Here is a 21,674-nt window from a genome sequence, read left to right on the forward strand (position 1 = left end):
TCACCTGAGCCAAAGAGATTTGCACCAAAATGTTCAGTGAGGACATAGCTTCTCACTCGGTTGCTATGGTTGGAAGCGATCGCAAAGAAACTCCCTACAGTAATTCAGGAGTTTTTACGGTGCCACTGGCAAGTTTGTGTACGAAGATAGATGTCTAGTACACAAACTAACACACGTTCAAACCACAGACATGATTTGGCGCTCAGTCTACTGAACCCATCGGCTAAGGCTTATAACCTATCTGCTAAGCCTACGCAATCAGTTGGTTGAAATCCGTACAAGCTTTTTTGTGTTGTGTCAACTTAAACAGTCGTCGTAGTAGGTTGGGTGAAGCAAAGCGGAACCCAACAAAGACTAGGTAGACCTTAGGTTTTACCCAATCCACAGCGTGTCTAGTCTCATCTGATGGGTTAGCTTCAATGGCTAAAGTCTTCTGACAGCACAGGTTCTGCGATGCTCCACCCATCCTACGGCTTTAGTTACTACTTAGTTTGCAGCGCTAAGTTCCTCAATCGTGCTGATATTCTGCAGCTTTAATTCAGGGCTAGTCCGCTTAATTAATCCGGTCAGCACTTTGCCTGGGCCAATCTCAATGACCCGCTCCATCCCTTCCTGAGGCAAGCGTAGAGAAATTTCTCGCCAGCGAACTGAGCCAGTCATTTGGCGCACCAGCCGATCCTTCAGTACCTCCCCATCTGTAGCAGGCGTTGGCTCAACATTAGACAAGACAGGTACACGGGCGGTTTGAAAGGCGACGATGTCTAGGACTAACTTAAACTCAGCAGCGGCTTCTGCCATCAGCGGAGAGTGAAACGCACCGCTGACATTGAGCTTAACAGCCCGCTTTGCCTTGACCTGAGAAAGAATCTGTTCTACTGCTTCGGGCGTGCCAGAAATCACGACTTGCCCTGAATTATTGTCGTTTGCTAGCACCACATTTTCAGTTTGCTGGATCTGCTGCTCTAGTTGCTCCCGATCAAAGCCAATCAGCGCAGCCATCATCCCATCTGAAGCGCTATCCATCAGCTCTGCTCGTCGCTTGACTAGACGTAATCCCGTCTCGAAGTCAAACACGCCTGCCACGCAAAGCGCAACGTATTCGCCCAAACTGTGACCTGCAACCAGATCGGGCTGTTGACCCTTTTCGAGCAAAAGCTCCGCCAAAATGCTTTCGATGACGTAGAGGCAGGGCTGAGTGTAAAGCGTTTTCGATACTTTGTCGTCTTCGCTCTGGCAAATCTCAGGGATGGACCAGCCGAGAATTTGCTCAGCCTGATCAATTTTTGCTTGAGCGAGAGACAGATCGAGTAAGTCAGATCCCATGCCGATCGCCTGTGACCCTTGCCCAGGAAACACCCACGCGGTTTTAGTCATATTCATTTGCCCCTACTTCATTTGCCCCAACGAAAAATAGCTGCACCCCAGGTCAGTCCGGCTCCAAAACCAGAGGCGGCAATCACGTCGCCGGGTTGAATTCTGCCATCTCGCACAGCTTCATCCAACGCAATTGGAATCGACGCGGCGGAGGTATTGCCATATTCGCCCATGTTGCTGAGGACTTTCTGACTGGGAATGTTGAGCCGTTCGGCAACTGCGTCGAGAATTCGCTGGTTGGCCTGGTGCAACAGCAGCCAATCGACATCCTCAACGGTGAGGCTGGCATGGAATAGAGCCTTTTCCAAAACTTCGGGAACTCGCTTGACGGCAAAGCGGTACACTTCCCGACCGTCCATCGTAATAGGTTGGTAGGTGCCTTTACCGACACTAACTCCCTCAATCAGTTCTTTAGACTCTGCCTGATAGGAAAGGTTGAGGCAATGGTTTTGGCTGCCGTCACTGTGTAGCTCAAATCCTAACAGGCGATCGCCTCCCTCATGAGCCTGCATCACGACTGCACCCGCTCCATCACCAAACAGGACACAGGTACGGCGATCGGTCCAGTCTGTCCAGCGAGAAAGCAGATCGGCTCCAATCAGCAAGACATTGCGATAGGTACCGGTGCGGATAAATTGAGCCGCTGTCACCATGCCAAACACAAAACCAGAGCAGGCGGCAGTGATATCAAAGGCGGCCGCTTTGATCGCACCCAGTTCTGACTGAATTTTGCTGGCGCTGCCAAACAAATCGTCAGAGGTGGAGGTTGCCAGGATGATCAGATCTATATCGGCGGCAGTGATGCCTGACATAGCGATCGCCGCCTGAGCCGCCTGGGTTGCAATATCTGTCACTGAACCTTGGGCATCAGACAGGTGACGCTGCCGAATTCCGGTGCGAGACGAAATCCATTCATCTGAAGTCTCCACAAACTGGCTCATGCCAGCGTTATCGAGAACAACAGGAGGTGCGGCTGAACCACTTCCTGTAATCGCAATGCCGATTCCTGATTGATGCACAGTTACTCTCCGTCCGGGGCGATCGCCTCGGTCTTCTGGTATTGGGATTGAATCTGATCAAGAACGTTGTGATCGACCGCCTCTTTAGCCAGACGAATGGCATTAAAGATTGAAGGAGCCTGGGAACTGCCATGACTGATGATGCAGATTCCAGCAACGCCCAGTAACAGACCGCCACCATGCTCAGCATGATCCATTCGTTGCTTGATCCGCCGCAAATTGGGCTTCAGCAAAGCTGTACCCACCTGACCATGTAGACCCTGAGGTAATTCTTCACGCAAAATGTGCAGCGCTACTTCACCGACCGCTTCGGCAAACTTCAGCAGCACATTGCCCACAAATCCGTCACAGACGACCACGTCAAAGTTACCCGACAGCACATCTCGTCCTTCGGCATTACCAATAAACGGAATCTTAGGGTTGTCGTGCAGCATTTGGTGCGTCCGAACGGCCAGATCATTTCCCTTAGAAGACTCTTCGCCGATGTTCAGTAGTCCGACTTTAGGTTCTTCAATGCCTAGCACCGAGTGAGAATAAATCGTGCCCATCATCGCAAACTGTTCCAAGAATTTAGGGCGACAGTCTACATTCGCCCCAACATCCAGGATCAGCACTGGTTTACTGGCGATTAGAGTGGGCAGTACTGCACCGATTGCAGGGCGATCGATGCCTTTCAACCGTCCCAAACGCAACAGTGCCGCTGCCATTGCAGCCCCAGAGTGTCCGGCTGAAACCACTCCATCGGCCCGCCCCTGCTTTACCAATTCCATCGCGACATTGATAGAAGCTTTAGGCTTGCGTTTCAAGCCACTAAGCGGCTCTTCATGCATTTCAATCGTGCCTTCTGCCGGAACGACCTCTACCTGAGAAGCGTTGTGATGTTTCATAGACGTTTCAATTTGCTGGGGATCGCCCACCAGCAAAACTTCTACGTCCAGTTCTTCGCGTGCCCTTAACGCCCCAGCGACGATTTCGGCGGGCGCATGATCTCCGCCCATCGCGTCAATTGCAATCCGTGCCCGAGTTGATCCCATTGACCAAAGTTATAGAAACCTAAAAAATTCTATCAGATGGACTCTCTCCTGGGACGGATAGAACGAACTACTCATTTTCTCCAGGCTCAATAATTCTTTGGAACAAGTAGCCTGTGCCCCGTGCGGTCAAAATTAATTCTGGGTTGCTAGGATCGTCCTCTAGCTTGGCGCGTAGGCGTGAAATGTGGACATCTACAACCCGTGTATCAACGTGGCGTTCTGGTGTGTAGCCCCACACTTCTTGTAAAATTTCGGAGCGAGAAAAGGGTTCTCCCGATCGCCCCACGAGCAGTTCTAGCAAGCTAAACTCCATGCCTGTCAGCCGAATTCGCTCGTCGCCTTTGTAAACTTGTCGCTTGTTGGTGTCGATCCGGATATTGTTGATGTGGATCACGCCGGAGCTAGGAATTCCAGTGGTGCCAACTTTTTCGACTCGACGCAACACAGAGCGAATTCGAGCTTCTAGCTCTTTGGGGGAAAAGGGTTTGACAACGTAGTCATCAGCGCCCAGCTCTAAGCCCGTGATGCGATCAGCCACATCACCCAAGGCAGTTAGCATGATGATGGGTACGTCTGACTCTTTGCGTAGCTCTTGACAAACTCCGTAGCCATCTAGCTTGGGCATCATTACGTCCAGCACGACTAGATCGGGGTCAGCATTGCGAAATGTGTCGAGAGCTTCTTCACCGTCCGCAGCTGTTACTACGTCGTAACCAATCATCGACAAACGAGTTTCCAAGATACGACGAATGCTGGCTTCGTCATCCACAACCAATATTTTTTCTTTATGATTTTCCAACTTACTCAACGCTCCTTAAGTGACCTTTTCGATAATTAATTTTTCATCACTTTATCATTAAGATATTACCTCATTAAGATCCCTCTGAGATCGCTGAAAATCGCGCTAGAGCTACATTTCACGGTTTCTTAAGATTCTTGCTGAAAATTAAACAGGGCTGAATAAATCTAACATTAATAAAAATGGCAAAGTCGCGATCGCAATACGTTTGTAACGAATGTGGAGCAGAGTCTCCTCAATATTTTGGTAAGTGTCCCTTTTGTAGCAGTTGGAACTCAATGGTAGAGCAGGTTGTACCTGCTAGTGCAAGTTCTTCAAGGGTGGGGGCGATCGCCGCTAAAACCAGCACAAAATCTAGGCGATCGGGTGAGTCGACTGCGCCTCAAGCAATTGTGTCGCTGACTTTACCGCAGATTTCCGACTATCCTCAATCGCGATTGTCGTCCGGCTATACGGAGTTAGACCGGGTCTTAGGCGGCGGCATTGTTCCGGGTTCCCTGGTGCTGATTGGGGGTGATCCGGGTATCGGTAAATCAACGCTGCTGCTGCAAGTGACCAATCGGCTATCGGCGCAATACCGAATGCTTTATGTCTGTGCAGAAGAGTCGGGGCAGCAGGTAAAACTGCGCTGGCAGCGTTTGTGTGGAGCAGAGAAGGGCAAAGAGGGAGATGTAAATGGAAGCTCTCGTAAGCCCCCAAATATTCGACAAGCTGTGGCAGAGGATGCAGACGGTAGGAATGGAGCAACTGGAGCCGCTGTAATTGCGCCCTCAGAGTCCAATCTTTATCTATTGCCGGAAACGGATTTAGAAACAGTTTTGCTGGAACTAGAATCGTTGCGACCGCAGGTGGCGATTATCGACAGTATTCAGGCGCTTTACTTTGCCACCCTCAATTCGGCTCCCGGTTCAGTCTCTCAGGTGCGGGAATGTACATCGGCGCTGATGCAGCTTGCCAAACGGGAGCATATCACGCTGTTTATTGTGGGGCACGTGACGAAGGAAGGGGCGATCGCTGGTCCTAAAGTGTTGGAACACTTAGTTGATACGGTGCTGTACTTTGAGGGCGATCGCTTTGCCAGTCATCGTTTGCTGCGATCGGTGAAAAACCGCTTTGGCGCAACCCATGAGCTAGGCGTGTTTGAAATGGTCGATCGCGGTTTAGAAGAGGTGACAAATCCCTCAGAGCTATTTTTGGGCAATCGGGATGAAGCCTCTTCAGGAACAGCCACAATCGTCGCTTGTGAAGGTACCCGTCCCTTAGTTGTGGAGTTGCAGGCATTGGTCAGTCCAACCAGCTATGCTTCCCCGCGCCGTTCCACAACGGGAATTGAGTACAACCGTCTGCTGCAAATCCTGGCAGTGCTAGAAAAGCGGGTGGGAATCCCGCTGTCTAAGCTGGATGCTTATGTTGCTTCATCTGGGGGATTGAGTGTAGGAGAACCCGCAGCGGATTTGGGGGTGGCGATCGCTGTTGCTGCCAGTTTCCGCGATCGCATCGTTGATCCGGGTACGGTGCTGATCGGCGAAGTCGGCTTAGGTGGACAGGTGCGTCCCGTCTCGCAAATGGAGCTACGGCTCAAAGAAGCTGCAAAATTAGGGTTTAAGCGGGCGATCGTGCCTCATACCCAAGCCAATTCTGACTCTGGTTTAGAAATCATTCCAGTGGCAAGAGTTGTGGATGCGATCGGAGTCGCGTTGGTGAAAGGGGGGAATGAGGAAGAATGACGTAGGGGCGCGGCATTCAGAAAACTCTTCTCGCGATATACCGATGATTTTCGTCCGAATGCCACGCCCTCCGGATGCCATGCCCAGTTGGACATAACAAACCATTTGTGATTCACCCTTGATTTTCATCCGAACGTCATGTCGGATTTGGCATACTCTTGAACTGAACTCGAACTGGGGTTGAATCCGAACCGGGCGTAGCATTCGGATTCAAGTCTTTGCCTCTAACGCTTTTGTTGCCCGAATGCTGCGTCCCTACACGTTCTATGCGCCCTCTCTGAAATCTGTAATTCGGCGGCGTAGGTCATCGGCTTTGTCTGGTAGATCAGATTGGGCGATCGCCTCCTGTTCTCCTGACTTTAACCACTTGATCTGAACCGTTTCGCTGTCTGCTTCGGCATCACCCAGGATCAGGCAAGCGACTGCACCACTACGATCTGCCCGCTTGAACTGTTTGCCAAAGGCACTGCCGCTGAGATCAAGTTCTGCTGCAAATCCAAGCTGACGGAGGGTTTGGGCAAGTTTCAAGGCTTGGGCTTCAGCGCGATCGCCCCGCGACACGAGGTAAAAATCAACGGCTGCTGTTGCAAGGGATTGCTGTTGCAGCAGCAAAATCAGCCGCTCTAGACCGATCGCCCAACCCACAGCGGGAGTCTCTGGTCCGCCTAATTCTGCAACCAAGCCGTCATAGCGACCGCCACCGCAAACAGTGGACTGGGCACCTAGGTCATCAGAAATAATCTCGAATGCAGTGTGCGTGTAGTAGTCTAGCCCTCGTACTAGGCGAGGATTCAGTTGATAGGAAATGCCTAAATCTTCCAAAAGCTGCCGTACTCGGTCAAAGTGCTTTTGAGAATCAGGGCTGAGATAGTCCAAAATACTCGGTGCGTCTTGAGCGATCGCCTTTGTCCGCTCATCTTTGCTATCCAGAATTCGTAGCGGGTTGCGCGTCAGCCGATCCTGAGAGTCAGCATCTAGTTCCGCTTGGTGAGGCGTGAAATAGGCAACCAAGGCTTCTCGGTAAGTTTGCCGATCAGCGATAGTTCCTACTGAATTCAAGTCCATTCGCAGCGCCTTTAAGCCCAGCGATTGCAGTAGGTCGGTGGCGATCGCAATGACTTCTGCATCAGCACGCGGATCGGGACTGCCGACCAACTCAGCGCCTAACTGGTGAAATTGCCGCTGCCGCCCCGCTTGGGGACGCTCGTAGCGAAACATCGGGCCCGTATACCAGAGCCGCTGCACCCCACCCTGAGCGTGGAGGTGATGCTCAATAAAGGCGCGAATTACGCCAGCAGTATTTTCAGGACGCAGGGTAAGGGAGCGATCGCCCCGATCCTTGAAGGTATACATCTCCTTGCCTACGACATCGGTTGCTTCACCAATGCCTCGCTCGAACAGGTCAGTCTGCTCAAAAATAGGAGTCCGAATTTCTCGATAAGCCGACCTGCCCAGAATACCTCTTGCAGCCGTCTCTACCCGCTGCCAGTAGCTGACCTCCTCTGGCAAAATATCGCGGGTTCCTCTCAAAGCCTGAATCGCGCCCATGAATTACTTCTCAGATTACTTCTCAGTCGGTTTAACCACTTCCCAGTTGCCGTAGCGATCGCCATAGTACGCCAAAATTTGCTCCACCCGTAGATGCGAAGCCTGGTCAGCCGCTGCCGTATATTGAATCCACAGCCCACCCACCTGGCTCTGTAAATAGTCAAACTTTTGAGATGTCTGAGGCAACAGCCCCGCTTCGACCCCCGCAACTTGACGTAAATGGGCTACTACTTCGCGATAGATTGCCAACGGCAACCGATCACATCGGATTTGGTAAGGCTGCTCTACATCTCCAGTTTGGGCACCAGTTTGGGCGATCGGTTGATTCATCATCTCAGCTAAACGCACTCATTAAGAAATAATTTCATCACTAGAAATGGGCAAAGTACAGCAGTTAACTTCATCAATACAAACTTTCCCCCACTGCAAGGCCCACCTGACCAGAGCAACTCGATTGCCGGTTGAAGTTTTGGTCAGGATATTGCTGATATGGTTGTCAACAGTGCGCTTGCTAATTTCTAGCTTTTCTGCAATCTCCTGGTTGGTCAAGCCACCAGCCACCAGTTCCAGGATTTGCAATTCTCGATCTGAGAGTGTCCCAGAGGTCTGATCGCCGCCCGCCATAATGCTTCTCACCGTGTATATTTACTCATCGCCTCCCTCAATTCTAAGGGCTTCACTGCAAAAACCGCTTTTATCTCAAAATCCTGTTCAACTTTTGAAATGTTGCCGGGTGGAGAATCCTGCTCAAACGAGTTTCAGACGATAAAAGAATTGAATTTACAACATCTCAAAATCAACAGCTCAGAATATCGATGTGTTCAACTTTCTGGATTTGGTTAAAACGGATTGTTTTGGTGGTGTCAGCTTGGGCATGGGGACTGTTGGCTATTGCTCCAGTGAGTTGGGCTGCACAACCAAACTCCAACCAGGAGACGACTCCTACTTTGGAGGAAACAACGCCTAACCGCTCCAGCCCAGATGTTAATGATATTTCTTCAGAAAAGGTGAGCCAGTTTGTTCAAGCTTATGTACAGGTGATCAAGTTGGTTGAGCAACGAGAAGGTGAGCTTCAAAGTGCAGAAACCGAATCTGAATCACTACAAGTTCAGCAAGAGATTGAGGCAGAAGCGTTTGAGGCGATCGCTTCCACAGGCTTAACCTGGCAAGAATACTTGCAGCTTTTAGGGTTAGCAAATACCGACCCAGAATTTGGTGAACGCATTGCCACCCAACTTCAGGAAGCAGGAAGTTAAGTTGATATACTTGAGGCGACGACAAATGTACTAATTTTGTTTATTCCTAAGCTTCTTTTGCAATGATTTGTTCAGGTTGAGAGCAATCTGATGGTTTTACACGCTTCACACAATCTATCCGCTCAGTCACCCCCAACTGTTACCTGGGACATTTTGCCTGCCGGCTACAAACTACCTGACGACCCGCTGGAAAATATTCAACAACCGCTCCTAGCAGCAACCCTCACTGATGCATTGGGCGCAAATCAGCGAATTCTGCCTGAAATGCTGATCGTCTCCAACTTTGGGCTGGTTGCCACTGTTAATAAAAAAGTTGTTGTTAAAGCTCCTGATTGGCTCTACGTGCCCCGTGTAAATCCTGTAGCTGAGGGGGTAATTCGCCGCAGCTATACCCCAAATCGAGAAGGCGATCGCGTGGCAGTTGTGATGGAGTTTTTATCCGAAGAAGATGGTGGTGAACTGTCGGTTCGCTCTACGCCACCCTACGGCAAGCTTTACTTTTACGAACACATCTTACAAGTTCCGACCTATGTTACTTACGATCCTTATGAACCCGAACTAGAGGTGCGCTGTCTTCAAGCAGGGCGCTATGTGCTGCAACCTGTCAACTTGGAAGGGCGAATTCATATTCCTGAGTTAGACCTGTGGCTAGGAATTTGGAGAGGAGAACGGTTAGGACATACAATCAACTGGTTGCGCTGGTGGGATGCGTCTGGAAATCTGCTTTTGTGGAGTTCAGAACAGACTGAGCAAGAACGTCAACGTGCTGAGGCGTTAGCAGCAAAGCTACGAGAGCTAGGGATTGATCCTGAACGACTGAGTTAATACGACACTACCTATTGTAATCAAAACGTTTTTTGTCTAGAAGCTCCGTGTACCATGGTCTTCCACAGGTATGAGTGAGTTGGGGCGTTAAGGTATCGCTATAGTCATACAGGCTAGAACAAAGAAGGAAGGCAGGGTGAAGACCTGCCTTCCTTCTTTGTTCTAACTTAAGCGACTAGCACTATAAAAGCGCCCATACTACAGAACGGCGGGTTCTTGCAGTTCGGCAGTTTTCAAATTGGACTCTGCTTTCGCTGCTAGATACTCCGTCAACTGCGCTTCAATTTCATTTCGCACAATTTGACGATATTCAGCAAAATGTTCATTCAAAGCACAATTAACTAGATAGGTTTCAAACACACCTGGGTTGTGCCGAATGATTGAGAAAAGCTGCCGCCAAAACTGAAAGCGTGTATCTCGCTTGATCCCTTGCCGCCAACAAATGGTAAAAAGCGCCCGAATGTCAGAAAATTCTGGCACTTTAAACTTCTTCTTATTAGGGTTTGGTTTCATAGCCAGAAAGTGACGATGAACTCGCGCTAAATAGCGGCTAGGCTCATACAAATCCCAGAAACAACGGACATATTCCCGTGCAATTTCTTCTAGGGGGCGAGTCGGAATAAAGTTGGTTAATGTCGTCTGGTGAATGTTAGCTTCATCGTCGCCATCAAGCAATCGCCCTTCTTTTTCAAGTCGATGCCACAGAGCCGTATTGGGCAAGGCCTGAAGCATACTAAAGAGCGCTTGTGGAATTGCGGTCGCTTCAACAAATTCAACGATGCGATCGCCTGCTCCTGGCTTCTCATCATCAAACCCGATGATGAAACCCGCCATGACTCGCAGACCTACTTCGTTAATCTTTTGCACAGATTCTATTAACGAGTTGCGCGTATTTTGAAACTTTTGAGTTAAAGAAAGGCTTTCTGTATCGGGGGTTTCGATGCCTAAAAACACAGCTGTAAAATTAGCTGCAATCATTAAATCCAATAATTCCTGATCTTGAGCCAAATCTACAGAAGCCTCTGTAGTCAGGCGGAATGGATAACCGTGTTCCTTCATCCAAGGCGCTAGTTCTCGCAGTAGCAGCTTCACATTGCGCTTATTGCCAATGAAGTTGTCATCTACGATAAAAATCGATCGCCGCCAGCCTAAGTCATACAGCGCCTGCAACTCTGCCAAAAGTTGAGCAGGAGCCTTCGTTCGAGGCTTACGACCGTACAGTACGATAATGTCGCAAAACTCACATTGAAACGGACAACCCCGCGAGAACTGAACTGACATATCGTTGTATGCCCGCAAATCCAGTAAGTCAAATCGGGGAACAGGGGTCGTCGTGACATCAGGTTTTTCCCCATTAGCACGGAATACGCCTGAAGTTTCTCCTCGCTCCAGCGCTTCCACCAGCATCGGCAGGGTGATTTCGCCTTCGTCTAACACCAAGAAATCTGCGCCCGCTTCTTGCGCCGCTTCGGGCACAGAGGTAACGTAAGGACCACCAACAGCAACCCGCTTGCCGCGCCGTTTTGCTTCGCTAATCAGGTGCAGCATGTCAGGCTTCTGCACAATCATGCCTGAAATGATGACTAAATCTGCCCAATACCAGTCAGCTTCGCTCTCTAGTCGGACGTTGCGGTCAGCCAGACGAAACTCCCAGGTTTGAGGCAAGATCGCAGCGACCGTAGTTAGGCTCAATGGAGGGAGAGAAACCTTACGACCAACCAGCTCCAAAGCTTTATCAAAAGACCAGAATGACTTTGGGAAAAGGGGATAAAGCAGTAAAACCCGCATTAAGTCGTGCCTCACACTATGAATATTGACCCAGAATATTTACCCAGCATATAGCAGGGCTAAAAAAATTGTGAAATCGGCGATTGTAAGAACCATCAAAAGAAACAAATTGGGGCGCGGGAACCCTGCCCCTACGCCCCAATTTTCGTTCACAATCTGCAACGTCAGTCCTCAAACCAAAGGAAATTGTGTTCCCCGCTACACGACATTTTAACCTAGTAACTCCTGAAGACTATCAGGATCAACATAGTGGCAAGTCGTGTTGTCAAGACAAATCAGTGCCCAACCCGCCTGATCAATTCCAACTAGCTTGTAGGCAGTTTCTTGAACAAAATATCCTTTGTGATTGCGAGTCCCGGGCTGAACTTCAAAGTTATATGTATCTGTGCTCAACATGTCTTTATCCTCTGGTTTCAAAAACGAACTGTCAAAATTTATAAAATATGGGTTTGTCTTCCCCATCAGTTAACTTAACCTTATCTCTAAAATTGTGAATTGGTCGTTAAGTTATCTGAACAATTGAATCCTAACCTTCATTAAGTTATAGAAATCCTGTTCGATCTTGCTTTAGAGAAGGGTTTGAGCGATCGCAAATCAAATCTGCTCGACCGAATGTAAATGTTTAAATATAAACACTCTCAGTTTTAAAATCATCTCTTAAGAAGCCTGATGATTAAAGCCAGATGGCTGTAGAAACTGAATTTCAATCATTACAATTGGTCTACATTCTCTCTTTCCTAACCTTCCTAACCTACAAAATTTGAACGAGCGGTAAAAAACGCTTGCTCCAGCAAAGATTCAGGATATAGTAAATGTGAGGCTTTAATTCGGTGTAAGTTTAGTTTGTATATCATCGGCAGACGGCTATCCGAAATTTGGATCTCAGATATTTTTCTAACCGGAGTAGCTTATGTCAATCTATGTAGGTAATCTGTCCTACGAAGTCACCGAAGCTGATGTCAACACCGTTTTTGCTGAATACGGTACGGTTAAGCGAGTTCAGTTACCAACTGACCGGGAAACGGGTCGTATGAGAGGCTTTGGTTTTGTTGAAATGGGGACAGATGCAGAAGAGGCAGCAGCCATCGAAGCATTGGATGGAGCCGAGTGGATGGGGCGTGATTTGAGAGTTAACAAAGCAAAACCTCGCGAAGATAGAGGCTCTTCGGGTGGCGGCGGTTGGGGCAATAATAACCGTCGTCGCTACTAGAAGAAATAAACCATGAAAACTCCTGAACTTCTGAGCCGGTATGCTGCCGGACAGAGAAACTTTAGCGGCATCAATTTGATTGCAGCGAAACTAAGAAGTGTAAATCTAAGGCGTGTTAACTTTAGTGAAGCAGATTTGACTCAAGTCAACCTGAGCTATTCCTGTCTTAGCGGAGCAGATTTGCGTAACGCTAACTTGTGGAATACAAACCTCACAGGTGCGAACTTGTCAGGTGCAAACCTCACAGGTGCAAATTTGACCGGGACAAATTTCACAGGCGCAAATTTGACCGGAGTTAAACTGGAGCAGTCTAATCTCAAGGACGCATCTCTAGAGGGGGCAACCATGCCCGATGGGGTAGTTCGCGAGCCCGTTAAGTAGCACTGATTCAGACTGCAAGCGCAAGATAGTGCAATGTTATAAACCCAGTTCTTGGAAGGATATCTTCTAAGGGCTGGGTTAATTTATTTTGTGAAGATTCCTGTGAATGTTTCAGATCTAGTGAGCAGCAGCAGTTTTGCAGTCTAATTTGCTTCTACTCGACCGGAAGCATTCTTTCTCATCATTCCATTTCTTGTCTTCCTCATGCCTGGCTTCTGGCTGTTGATGATCTTTGATTGCGTTCGCAATAGCCTAGAGGGAACATTCAGAGTCCTCAATAAAAACTATGTCTAGCTGTTTATCTGGGTTTATGGGTTTGTGTGTTGGAGATGCGCTGGGCGTTCCAGTCGAGTTTACAAGTCGGGCTCAACGGACAATAGCTCCAGTTGCAGGAATGCAGGGCTATGGCACCTGGAACCAACCGCCCGGTACCTGGTCTGATGACAGTTCGCTAACCTTTTGTTTGGCAGAAAGCCTCTGTAGCGGATATTCGCCGAAGGATATCGCTGAAAAATTTTGCTGCTGGTACAGTGAAACGTACTGGACGGCACATGGTGAAACGTTTGATGTGGGAAACACGACTCAAGTGGCGATCGCCAAATTACAGCGCGGCATTTCTCCTTTGGAGTCGGGTGAGAGCAGCGATCGCAGCAATGGCAACGGTTCTCTAATGCGAATTTTGCCGATGGCGTACTGGCACAAGCGGCTAGACTTCCCAGAGTTAATCGATCGCGTCCATCAAGTTGCCAGCATTACCCATGCTCATCCTCGTTCTCAGATCGCGTGTGGCATTTACATCAGTGTTGCCATTGATCTGCTGCAAGGGTCTGACCTGGAAACGTCCTATCGGCAGGGGTGGGAACGAGTTCAGCAAATTTATCAGAAATCACCCTACAGTTTGGAACTGCCGCACTTTGAACGGATCACGAATGGGGCGATCGCTAGCTTACCTGTTGATGCGATTCAATCGAGTGGCTATGTGATTCATACGTTAGAAGCTGCGCTCTGGTGTTTACTCAACACCCATTCTTATGCTGAAGCGGTGTTGAAAGCAGTTAATTTGGGCGACGATACCGATACAACTGCTGCTGTCACAGGAGGTCTAGCCGGAATCTACTATGGGTTAGACAACATTCCTGTGGAGTGGATAAATCAGATTGCTCGAAAAGCAGCAATTGAAGATTTAGCAACTCGATTTGAACAGGTCACTAACGCCTGATGTTTGCTTGATATTTGCTTGGCGTTTGCTGCTTACTTCGCAGCAGGAGCAGGCTGTGTACCGAAGGCTGCTTTGGGGTAGGGGATGCGCTGGTGGTTGAACTGTTGCCAGACGCGCACAAAAATTTCGGCAATTTTAGTCATGTCTGCTCGGGTTAACCCACAATCCACCATCTGGTTATCTTGCCAGCGGGCCCGTAGAATGCGGTTAACCATTGCTAAAGCTTCATCGCGGCTAGCATCTTTGAGCGATCGCAGTGCCGCCTCGCATGAATCTGCCAGCATCACAATCCCCGTTTCGCGAGACTGAGGAATGGGTCCGTCATAGCGGAAATCGGCTTCGTTAATCACCAGGTCGGGGTTTTCTTTCGCTCGCTGTTGCGCTTGATAGTAGAAATAAGTGATTAGCATACTGCCCTGATGTTCCGGGATAAAGGCTTGAATTGCCTTGGGCAAGCGATATTTTCGCGCCATTACGACCCCTTCACTGACGTGCTTTTTGATAATGGTTGCGCTCTTCCAGGGGTCATCGATCAGGTCGTGCTTATTCGGCCCGCCCATCTGATTCTCAATAAAGCCCAGCGCATCATGCATTTTGCCAATATCGTGGTAGAGCGTTCCCGCTCTCACCAGTTCTACGTTACAGCCCAATGCACGGGCCGCAGCTTCAGCCAGGGTTGCGACAAATAGGGTGTGCTGAAATGTGCCCGGAGCATCAGAAGCTAACTTTTTCAACAACGGGCGATTGGGATTAGACAATTCGGCAAGACGAATCGGGGTAACCAGGTCAAAAAGTTGTTCTAAATAAGGACTGATACCCAGTGCGACAATGCTCCAAGCAAGCCCCATCAACCCTTGCAGCACCGATTGGGTTAAAACTGCATACCAAACGGGGTTAGCAGGCGTCGTCAAAATCAGGCTCAGCAGCAGGTAAATAATCCCTTGGGCTAAACCTACTCCGCCACCCAATAGCGCCAGCTCTTCACGCGATCGCAGTCGCCCTGCCATGCCCGCACCCAAAATACTACCGATCGCACAGGCAGTCAGCGTGACCCAGGAAATCTCCATGCCAATTGGCAGGGCGATGCTTAATAAACCCACCACCGTAATGCCCAAAGCAGAACCGTAGAAACTGCCGATCAGCAGTCCTAACGCAGGCAAATTGGTTGCCGGAACGCCCAGCGCGATGAGCAGGGGAGTCGTCAGTGTCAGCAAAACCACCAGGAAGTGATCGCGTCGTCGCAAGCCTGGATGAAACCGCCGCTCAACCAGCAGAAAAATAGTTATCCCACCCGCCACCAAACCGCCAAAGCTAATCACACCCAACCAGTTGACTCCTCGGCGGCTCAAGCCAAAATGGTCAAGTAAGACAAAATCGGACTGGCTGATCGGCTCACCTGCCTGAGTAATCACCTCACCCCGCCTAATCTCCACAACTTCAGGCTCAACTGCCTCGGCTGCCCGCTCGGCAAGTAGACGGGTTTGCTCCGGATCTTGAACCAGGTTAGGGCGCACGGCATTCATCAAAACTTTGCTTGCCAGCGGTTTTGATGCAGCTGGAATTGTCAAATCAAGCTGTGCCCGAACTGCATTTTCTAGTAGCGAATCAGGTAGCCCTGGCGGAATTCCTTGAAGTAGGATGCGTTCCAGAGCTTGGCGAACTCCGGATTTGGTGCTGCTCCACTCAGCATCTGTTAGGTTAAAGAAACTGGGGTCATAAAACTTGCTTTGCTCGTCTTTGAGAGAAGACTCCAGTGTTTCTGCCGTGGTGGTATAGCGTTGGCGAGCACGGACGATGACTTCTCTCAAAGCTGAGAAATCTTCCGCTGAAGCATTTTGTTGATAAGCCTGTAGCTCAATGATCGCAAGCTGCTGAGAAGAACTTGCCTGCACACCTGGCGGTTGAGATGGCGAATCTGGACGAGTGCGAGGAGCTGTTGCTTGGGCTCCTGAATTCACCGATGCCAGGATCGTCCTCCATTCCCATTCTTGCGCCTGTCGCAGATGGCGTTGAGTCCCGGTAGATAATACTGAAGTTTCAATATAGGGCAGGGGTCCTGCTTGCTGACGCAACTCATCGCCTCTAGCAAACAAGCGCTGTAATGTCTGATAAATTTCCTGGTTAACTGCCTGGTTAACCATTAGAACAGGAACTGCTCCGGTGCGGGCATCTTGCCGCTTGGTTTCAGTTGTTTCACTATCTACAACGCTAGCTGACTCAGGCGCTCGAATGGTTTGAGGGGCAATTGTGTTTACGTCAAGCTTGGGTTCGTTATAAAATCGATGCCCAATTGCACTGGTGAGAGAAACAACCACCAAAATCAAAGCGACAGGTGAAGGGGAGCCACCCCGCTCAGACGACTTTCGCCGCAGAGGATTAGGGCGGAGAGCGATCGCTGCAATCTGTTTAGACTTGAGTTTTGAAACCTTGGACAGAAATCGGCGAGTTTGATCAGCCTCGGTATAGCGCTTTGCTTTCCCAAACAGCCGCCTTACAAGCCGGTTAAAGCGCCTTTGAGAAATATCTAAGAGATGCATCTACCACCACCGAATTGATTTGCTAGATCAAGCTGTGCTAACTCAAGCTGTGTTAGCAAAAACAATGGAACTTTTGGAGCTACCAACGCCACACTAAAGGCGGGAGTTTTGGTAGATGGACATGAACAGTGGCGACTTCACGTTGTCTGATTTACAGCAAAAAAGCTAACCCTGAGTAATAGTATATCCAAGCTAGATTTTAGGCATGTAAATTTGTAAAGCCAGGCGAAAGATACAGTAAAGAGTGCTGAGCATTTGTAGTTGAAAGTATGAACTCATTGCTGTAGCTAAACAGGTTGCTGCACAAGAGGCTACAGATGGAAGGGCACCCCGGGGAGCGGGGTGCCCTTCCATCTACTTACAATTAACGCTAAACGCTATGGGTCTGCTGAGTGGGGTTTAGTGGGGACGAATGACCTTTGGGGCCGCGATCGCAAAAGTCTGTCCGGGGTAATTGAGTAGGTGAACCAGGTCATAGGCTCCAGACCAGGCGGCTAAAAGTTGATCAGACAGCTGTTGCAGTTCCGCTTCGGTAGCGACGCCCCACAGGTGGTTTAGGGGTGAGTGTTCAGAACTGCCGCGGCTCAGAGCACTCCGCCAGCTTAAGGGAATGCTGCTAATCCCGTTGTAAGCTCCAGATAGGGCGGCTGTAAGGCAGGTGGTTTGCGGGTTTCGGTGAAGTTGGGCAGCACGAATAACGGAAAGGCAAAAGTCTTCTGGTGTGTTGAGAAAACAGTGAAAGGCGATCGCAATGGTCAGCGCATCTAATCCAGTTTGTGATTTGCTAAGCTGGTCGCGAATCTGAGCTGTCGCTCTATCAAGGCTAGTCTGGTTTAAGGATTGCGTGAATCGAAGCTGCTCAACAAAATTAGCAGAATTAGATGGAGCGGATGGGTCTGTCGTTGTGGGACGATCGCGGTTCAGCTCCAGTTCTTCAACGATTTCAGCAATGAGTTGGGTTGGGTCAAGCTGTTCTCTCAGCGCTAGGGAAAGGGCATAACTGATGGCAAGAACTCCATCACTTAACTCTGGTCGATGTCGCCAAACTTTGTCTGCCTGTTGAAGCTCCTGTTCTAGCTGATGAGGGTCAGCATGAAAAAACAGAGCAATCGGAAGGGCAGCGATCGCCAACCCCGCGTCAATCTGTGGAAAGTCTGGAAGGGGGCTGCCCTCATCTTGTTCAGATGAATTTCGTTCAGAATTCGGTTCTCTGTTCGACTGTTCAAACGGAATTTCTAAGACATCCAATACCTCATTAATCCAGCTTGTTTCGCCACCGCCGCCTCGAATCAGTCCTTTTATCAGCTGGACAGCTACGCGACCCCAAGCTGGTGCGATCGCAATCCTGTTTGCAAGCGTTGAGTCGCTAAACCCCCAACGGCTTAGACTCGTCCACTGAGAGGGCTGTTTGACTTGCGGCTGTTGGCTTTGCATAACCTGACACTGAGTGCCTAAAATTTCTCCCAGAGCGGCTCCCAGTAAAACAGCTTGAAATCGGCTGGAAAGTGAATAGCGCATTGACTGTATCTGTGGATTTCTGGCGATCGCCTCATTCATCATGACAAGAATTTGGGATAAACTCAGAAGGATTTTGATCCGCAGTCGTGGTCTCTCAATGCAAACAGGACTCCAGCCCAGCCGCACTCACTTGATGCAAAATCCGGGGACCGCCACCCCATTCCCTCGATGCCTGCAAATTGGGCAGGTAGCACTGATTGGCTGCTTTATGCTGCTTGGCTTAAGCGCTTCACCCGGCAGTAGCCAGGAAGCTCAAGCGCCTGCACCGAATGCTGAGATTTTGCCACTGGAAAGTAGCCGCATCACGTTGCGAGTGGGTAGCCAGGGTACACAGGTTGCAGAGTTGCAGGCAATGCTCAAGCTTTTGGGCTACTATAGCGGCGTAGTGGACGGTGTGTATCAGGAGAGTACTGCGATCGCCGTTACCGCCTTTCAACAAGCAGCAGGGTTAACCGCAGATGGGGTTGTTGGACCCGGAACATGGGAACGATTGCTACCTGCGTCTCCTTCAGTAAGCGGAATGTCCTCTGCGACTGGGGCGATCGCTCCTTCTGCAAGTAGTCCAGCTACACCTGATACCGCTGAAACAACGGCTGCGACCCTTGCTTTCCCAACGCCTTCTTCCGTTGAGCCGACTGCGACCCCATCGGCTGCCGCGGCTAACGCAACCGAGACAGGCAGTACAGCGCCCAACCCTACACCTGCTGCTGGTGCAGGCAATATGGAAGCCGGAACATCTGCTCAAGCAGCCAACTCCAGCGCTCAAGCAACGGCTCAGTCCAGCGTAGATCTGCCTATCCTCAGAGTGGGAATGCGCGGACCAGCCGTCACTCAACTACAAGAACGGCTACGAGCCACAGGATTTTTTAATGGACCCGTAGATGGCGTTTTTGGCACAGAAACTCAGAACGCAGTCAGAGCTGCTCAGCGTAATTCTGGGCTTGAGTCAGACGGAGTAGTTGGACCCGCAACTTGGGACGCTTTGCTGCGTTAAAGGGCATTCAATTCAACCTATTTGTAGCAGTCCTATTGTGACCTCCAACTTCTTCAAGAAGTTGGAGGTCTTGATGTTTATACCCTATTGCAGACCGCTCCATCTTACGGAAGCCATTCTTTCAAAGGGGATAATTTTTTGCTGCTTTTTGAGGTGAATTCAGTCCAAAGATAGATCACAACATCCATTTCCTCAGAAGGAGTTCTTTCTGGATGGTTCTTGTTAACTTGTATTTGTTCGCTCCTTTCATAGATGTCTGCATTGCTCAGTTAAAAGTGCATCTCCTGATGTAGTTCTCATAGCTCTAAAGCTCTGCCAGAAGAAGCTTTGACCTTGATTTAACAATAGTAAATTAAAGGCTATTGAGAACGGTCAGATTAATATAAATGTCTTTTTGATTGAATTCTGTTGGTGTAATATGACTCACTCAAATAATAACGATCGAACTCGCATTCAGAGCGATCGCCCTACCTCTATCCAAAACGATCATCATCAGGTTTATCATACTTCTGGTAATCAAGTCTCTGACCGTCGCCGCATCTTGAACGACCGCGAGGTAGAGCTAGTAAATCAGGATTTAGTAAACCCCAATCTATCCATCGGCAACGGTAACCGAACTGCTTCTCCCGCCTCCTATCAGAATGGATATACGCAGGGACGTGTTGTCGAGCGTCAGGCATACGAAGAGAACTTGCGAGTTAGAGACGACAATAGCGCTTCACGAGGTTTATTGCTTGGCATTCTGCTGACTTCTCTTCTGGGCTTAACTGTAGGTGCTCTGTATTTTGTCAATCAGCAGAGCCAAACTCCGGTTGTGCCCGTACCTGTAGAACCCCAAGAGGAAACCGAGACAAACAACACAGAAGTTCGTGAGCGAATTATTGAGCGGACTCGTGAAATAGTACCTGTACCGCAGCCTCAAGCTCCTGCACCTCAGCAACCTGCTGCTGAACCTGCACCCGCTGTTCCTCCAGCCAGCACGACGCAGCCAGAAGCCGTGCTGCCAGAAATAGCACAACCAGAGGCAGCACAACCAGAAGCCGTGCAGCCCGATCCAGCACAACCAGAAGTATCTGAGCCGGCACCTCCTGCTGCTAATCCTGTGCAATAGAGCAGATAATATCTACTCCTAAACTGGATTGTTGGACTTGAACCTGCTTCCTACCTCCTTCCAGCAGGGATACGTTTGAAAACTCTTCCCTCCAGGAAGAGTAGAGTCATATTAGTTGAGATAGAAAATGGGGCAAGGCTAGACCTTGCCCCATTTTCTGTTTTGGCTTGAGTGATTAGTTTGGTTAAGAGAATTCTCATTGCTAAGGAAATTGTACTCTCCCAGGCGACGGGCTATTAATAAGTTAAGAATGAGACGGACGGGCGATCGCAAATCATCAGCTGGGTTGCCATTCCGAATCAGCCAACTTGTCTTTTGAGTTAAGAACTCCATGTAATTCAGTCCGCCTACAATTTGTTCCAACTCATCAATCTGAAAATTAGCCGCTACCAGTGCCGCTGTAATTGCTCCAGCCGAAGTGCCTGCCAGTTTGCGCCAGCGAAAGCCCAAGTCATCGCAGCAGCGCAACGCACCTAGAAAAGCGATTCCCCGTACACCGCCTCCTTCAAACACGCCGTCTACGTAAATTTGACCATCTATCGAAGCAGGAGGAGGCATTCGACTTAAGATGTCTGCCTTCTCTTCAGATGTCAGCCGCAGTCCCGGTTCTGCCAGAATGTGGTCGGATTTCCACGCCATCGACAATGCCTCCCTGAAAGATTAGACCAGTGATATTGACGGGATACAAAGGCTAACTTTGCATTAACGGAAACCACGAATCATCAGGTTGAAACGGGCTAGAACACTGTCGCTAGAACATCGCCACTAAAACGCTATCAGTACCCTCTAGGGTAATGCTGCCATTTAGCTTGCTTGCTTAGGATAAAAACGTGAATTTGACAGGTAAAAAAAGTTGCAATTCCTATTCATAGAGGCAGCTTTTTATGACCTGTTCAATACACTTGCAACAACAAAACGTAGAACAGGAGAAGTAAAGCTATGGCAACTTTGGATGTCACTATTAAGACAGGTGGGGATGATCTACGCAGCGGCAGCCACGCAAACTTTTACGTCAAACTGCAAAATTCGCCGGTCAAAGAGTTTATGAGACTGGTTGGAGGATTGGGGGGAGGTTCGGAGACCATTACTCAAGTGGAGGTTCCTGAATTGACAGACCCTAATCAGGTGGAGTTTTTCCAATTGCAGCATGTTTCTCAGGAGAAAGGCACAGAAACAGCAGACAACTGGGATTTGGAATCAATCCAGGTGATTCTGCGGGCAGGACGGTTTCCTGCCGTTGTTGGCGAACATGGGGCGCATCGATTTGCGGGAGATAGCCGCTTGATTACTTTTGGCGGTACGGATACTTAATAGTGAGGCAGTTGTTTTCATTG

21 protein-coding genes are annotated in these 21,674 nt (G+C 49.4%); 9 read left to right on the forward strand and 12 right to left on the reverse strand.

Features of this window, described 5'->3' with window-relative positions; genetic code table 11:
- Positions 1-486: 486 nt before the first annotated feature.
- From fabD to rpaB, 4 genes are all read right to left on the reverse strand, one after another.
- A complete protein-coding gene (gene fabD, locus H6F88_RS21570) occupies positions 487-1,374 on the reverse strand; it encodes an ACP S-malonyltransferase (protein ID WP_190644789.1) in 888 nt (295 codons plus the stop codon).
- Between the two features lie 17 nt (positions 1,375-1,391).
- The gene (locus H6F88_RS21575; RefSeq protein ID WP_190644790.1) at positions 1,392-2,393 is read right to left on the reverse strand and encodes a beta-ketoacyl-ACP synthase 3; all 1,002 of its coding nucleotides are present in this window, start codon (positions 2,391-2,393) and stop codon (positions 1,392-1,394) included.
- A gap of 2 nt (positions 2,394-2,395) precedes the next feature.
- Positions 2,396-3,427 (reverse strand): phosphate acyltransferase PlsX, encoded by a 1,032-nt coding sequence (gene plsX, locus H6F88_RS21580; protein ID WP_190644791.1) that lies wholly within the window; start codon positions 3,425-3,427, stop codon positions 2,396-2,398.
- A 67-nt stretch (positions 3,428-3,494) separates the two neighbouring features.
- Positions 3,495-4,226, reverse strand: a complete 732-nt coding sequence (gene rpaB / locus H6F88_RS21585) for a response regulator transcription factor RpaB (protein ID WP_190644792.1) — start codon at positions 4,224-4,226, stop codon at positions 3,495-3,497.
- A gap of 182 nt (positions 4,227-4,408) precedes the next feature.
- Here rpaB and radA point away from each other — a divergent pair, with 182 nt between their 5' ends.
- Positions 4,409-5,953 carry a DNA repair protein RadA gene (gene radA, locus H6F88_RS21590; RefSeq protein ID WP_190644793.1) on the forward strand — a complete coding sequence of 515 codons (1,545 nt, stop codon included), beginning with the start codon at positions 4,409-4,411 and terminating at the stop codon, positions 5,951-5,953.
- A 264-nt stretch (positions 5,954-6,217) separates the two neighbouring features.
- Here radA and hisS read toward each other — a convergent pair whose 3' ends face one another.
- From hisS to H6F88_RS21605, 3 genes are read right to left on the reverse strand one after another with little or no spacing between them, the layout of a single operon-like run.
- Positions 6,218-7,501 carry a histidine--tRNA ligase gene (hisS, locus tag H6F88_RS21595; protein ID WP_190644794.1) on the reverse strand — a complete coding sequence of 428 codons (1,284 nt, stop codon included), beginning with the start codon at positions 7,499-7,501 and terminating at the stop codon, positions 6,218-6,220.
- A 15-nt stretch (positions 7,502-7,516) separates the two neighbouring features.
- Positions 7,517-7,834 (reverse strand): hypothetical protein, encoded by a 318-nt coding sequence (locus H6F88_RS21600; protein WP_242050649.1) that lies wholly within the window; start codon positions 7,832-7,834, stop codon positions 7,517-7,519.
- Between the two features lie 18 nt (positions 7,835-7,852).
- Positions 7,853-8,125, reverse strand: a complete 273-nt coding sequence (locus H6F88_RS21605; protein WP_190644795.1) for a helix-turn-helix transcriptional regulator — start codon at positions 8,123-8,125, stop codon at positions 7,853-7,855.
- 191 nt (positions 8,126-8,316) lie between these two features.
- Between H6F88_RS21605 and H6F88_RS21610 the strand changes: the two genes are divergently transcribed.
- A complete protein-coding gene (locus H6F88_RS21610; protein ID WP_190644796.1) occupies positions 8,317-8,757 on the forward strand; it encodes a DUF4168 domain-containing protein in 441 nt (146 codons plus the stop codon).
- Positions 8,758-8,847: 90 nt separating this feature from the next.
- Positions 8,848-9,582 (forward strand): Uma2 family endonuclease, encoded by a 735-nt coding sequence (locus H6F88_RS21615; protein WP_190644797.1) that lies wholly within the window; start codon positions 8,848-8,850, stop codon positions 9,580-9,582.
- Between the two features lie 198 nt (positions 9,583-9,780).
- Here the strand turns inward: H6F88_RS21615 and H6F88_RS21620 are convergent, their stop codons facing one another.
- Together H6F88_RS21620 and H6F88_RS21625 are read right to left on the reverse strand one after the other, a co-directional pair.
- Positions 9,781-11,370 carry a B12-binding domain-containing radical SAM protein gene (locus tag H6F88_RS21620; protein ID WP_190644798.1) on the reverse strand — a complete coding sequence of 530 codons (1,590 nt, stop codon included), beginning with the start codon at positions 11,368-11,370 and terminating at the stop codon, positions 9,781-9,783.
- A 210-nt stretch (positions 11,371-11,580) separates the two neighbouring features.
- Complete coding sequence (locus H6F88_RS21625) at positions 11,581-11,766, reverse strand: hypothetical protein (RefSeq protein WP_190644799.1); 186 nt, start codon at positions 11,764-11,766, stop codon at positions 11,581-11,583.
- A 514-nt stretch (positions 11,767-12,280) separates the two neighbouring features.
- Between H6F88_RS21625 and H6F88_RS21630 the strand changes: the two genes are divergently transcribed.
- The 3 genes from H6F88_RS21630 (at position 12,281) to H6F88_RS21640 (ending at position 14,180) form a co-directional block, all read left to right on the forward strand.
- Positions 12,281-12,580: an RNA-binding protein gene (locus tag H6F88_RS21630; protein ID WP_190644800.1), complete on the forward strand. Its 300-nt coding sequence runs from the start codon at positions 12,281-12,283 to the stop codon at positions 12,578-12,580.
- Between the two features lie 12 nt (positions 12,581-12,592).
- Complete coding sequence (locus tag H6F88_RS21635; RefSeq protein WP_190644801.1) at positions 12,593-12,961, forward strand: pentapeptide repeat-containing protein; 369 nt, start codon at positions 12,593-12,595, stop codon at positions 12,959-12,961.
- Between the two features lie 286 nt (positions 12,962-13,247).
- The gene (locus H6F88_RS21640) at positions 13,248-14,180 is read left to right on the forward strand and encodes an ADP-ribosylglycohydrolase family protein (protein ID WP_190644802.1); all 933 of its coding nucleotides are present in this window, start codon (positions 13,248-13,250) and stop codon (positions 14,178-14,180) included.
- A gap of 32 nt (positions 14,181-14,212) precedes the next feature.
- On the opposite strand, the gene H6F88_RS21645 is transcribed toward H6F88_RS21640, so the two are convergent.
- The gene (locus tag H6F88_RS21645) at positions 14,213-16,717 is read right to left on the reverse strand and encodes an HDIG domain-containing metalloprotein (protein ID WP_190644803.1); all 2,505 of its coding nucleotides are present in this window, start codon (positions 16,715-16,717) and stop codon (positions 14,213-14,215) included.
- Positions 16,718-17,116: 399 nt separating this feature from the next.
- A complete protein-coding gene (locus H6F88_RS21650; protein WP_190644804.1) occupies positions 17,117-18,277 on the reverse strand; it encodes an ADP-ribosylglycohydrolase family protein in 1,161 nt (386 codons plus the stop codon).
- A gap of 55 nt (positions 18,278-18,332) precedes the next feature.
- Between H6F88_RS21650 and H6F88_RS21655 the strand changes: the two genes are divergently transcribed.
- Positions 18,333-19,229, forward strand: a complete 897-nt coding sequence (locus tag H6F88_RS21655; protein WP_190644805.1) for a peptidoglycan-binding domain-containing protein — start codon at positions 18,333-18,335, stop codon at positions 19,227-19,229.
- 418 nt (positions 19,230-19,647) lie between these two features.
- Entirely contained in the window at positions 19,648-20,340 is a 693-nt protein-coding gene (locus H6F88_RS21660) for a hypothetical protein (protein WP_190644806.1), read from the forward strand.
- Between the two features lie 138 nt (positions 20,341-20,478).
- On the opposite strand, the gene H6F88_RS21665 is transcribed toward H6F88_RS21660, so the two are convergent.
- A complete protein-coding gene (locus H6F88_RS21665) occupies positions 20,479-20,979 on the reverse strand; it encodes a patatin-like phospholipase family protein (protein WP_190644807.1) in 501 nt (166 codons plus the stop codon).
- A gap of 300 nt (positions 20,980-21,279) precedes the next feature.
- On the opposite strand from H6F88_RS21665, the gene H6F88_RS21670 reads away from it, so the two are divergent.
- Complete coding sequence (locus H6F88_RS21670; protein WP_190644808.1) at positions 21,280-21,651, forward strand: hypothetical protein; 372 nt, start codon at positions 21,280-21,282, stop codon at positions 21,649-21,651.
- Positions 21,652-21,674 lie beyond the last annotated feature (23 nt).

Source organism: Oculatella sp. FACHB-28 (genome assembly GCF_014696015.1).
Lineage (GTDB): Bacteria > Cyanobacteriota > Cyanobacteriia > Elainellales > Elainellaceae > JAAUTN01.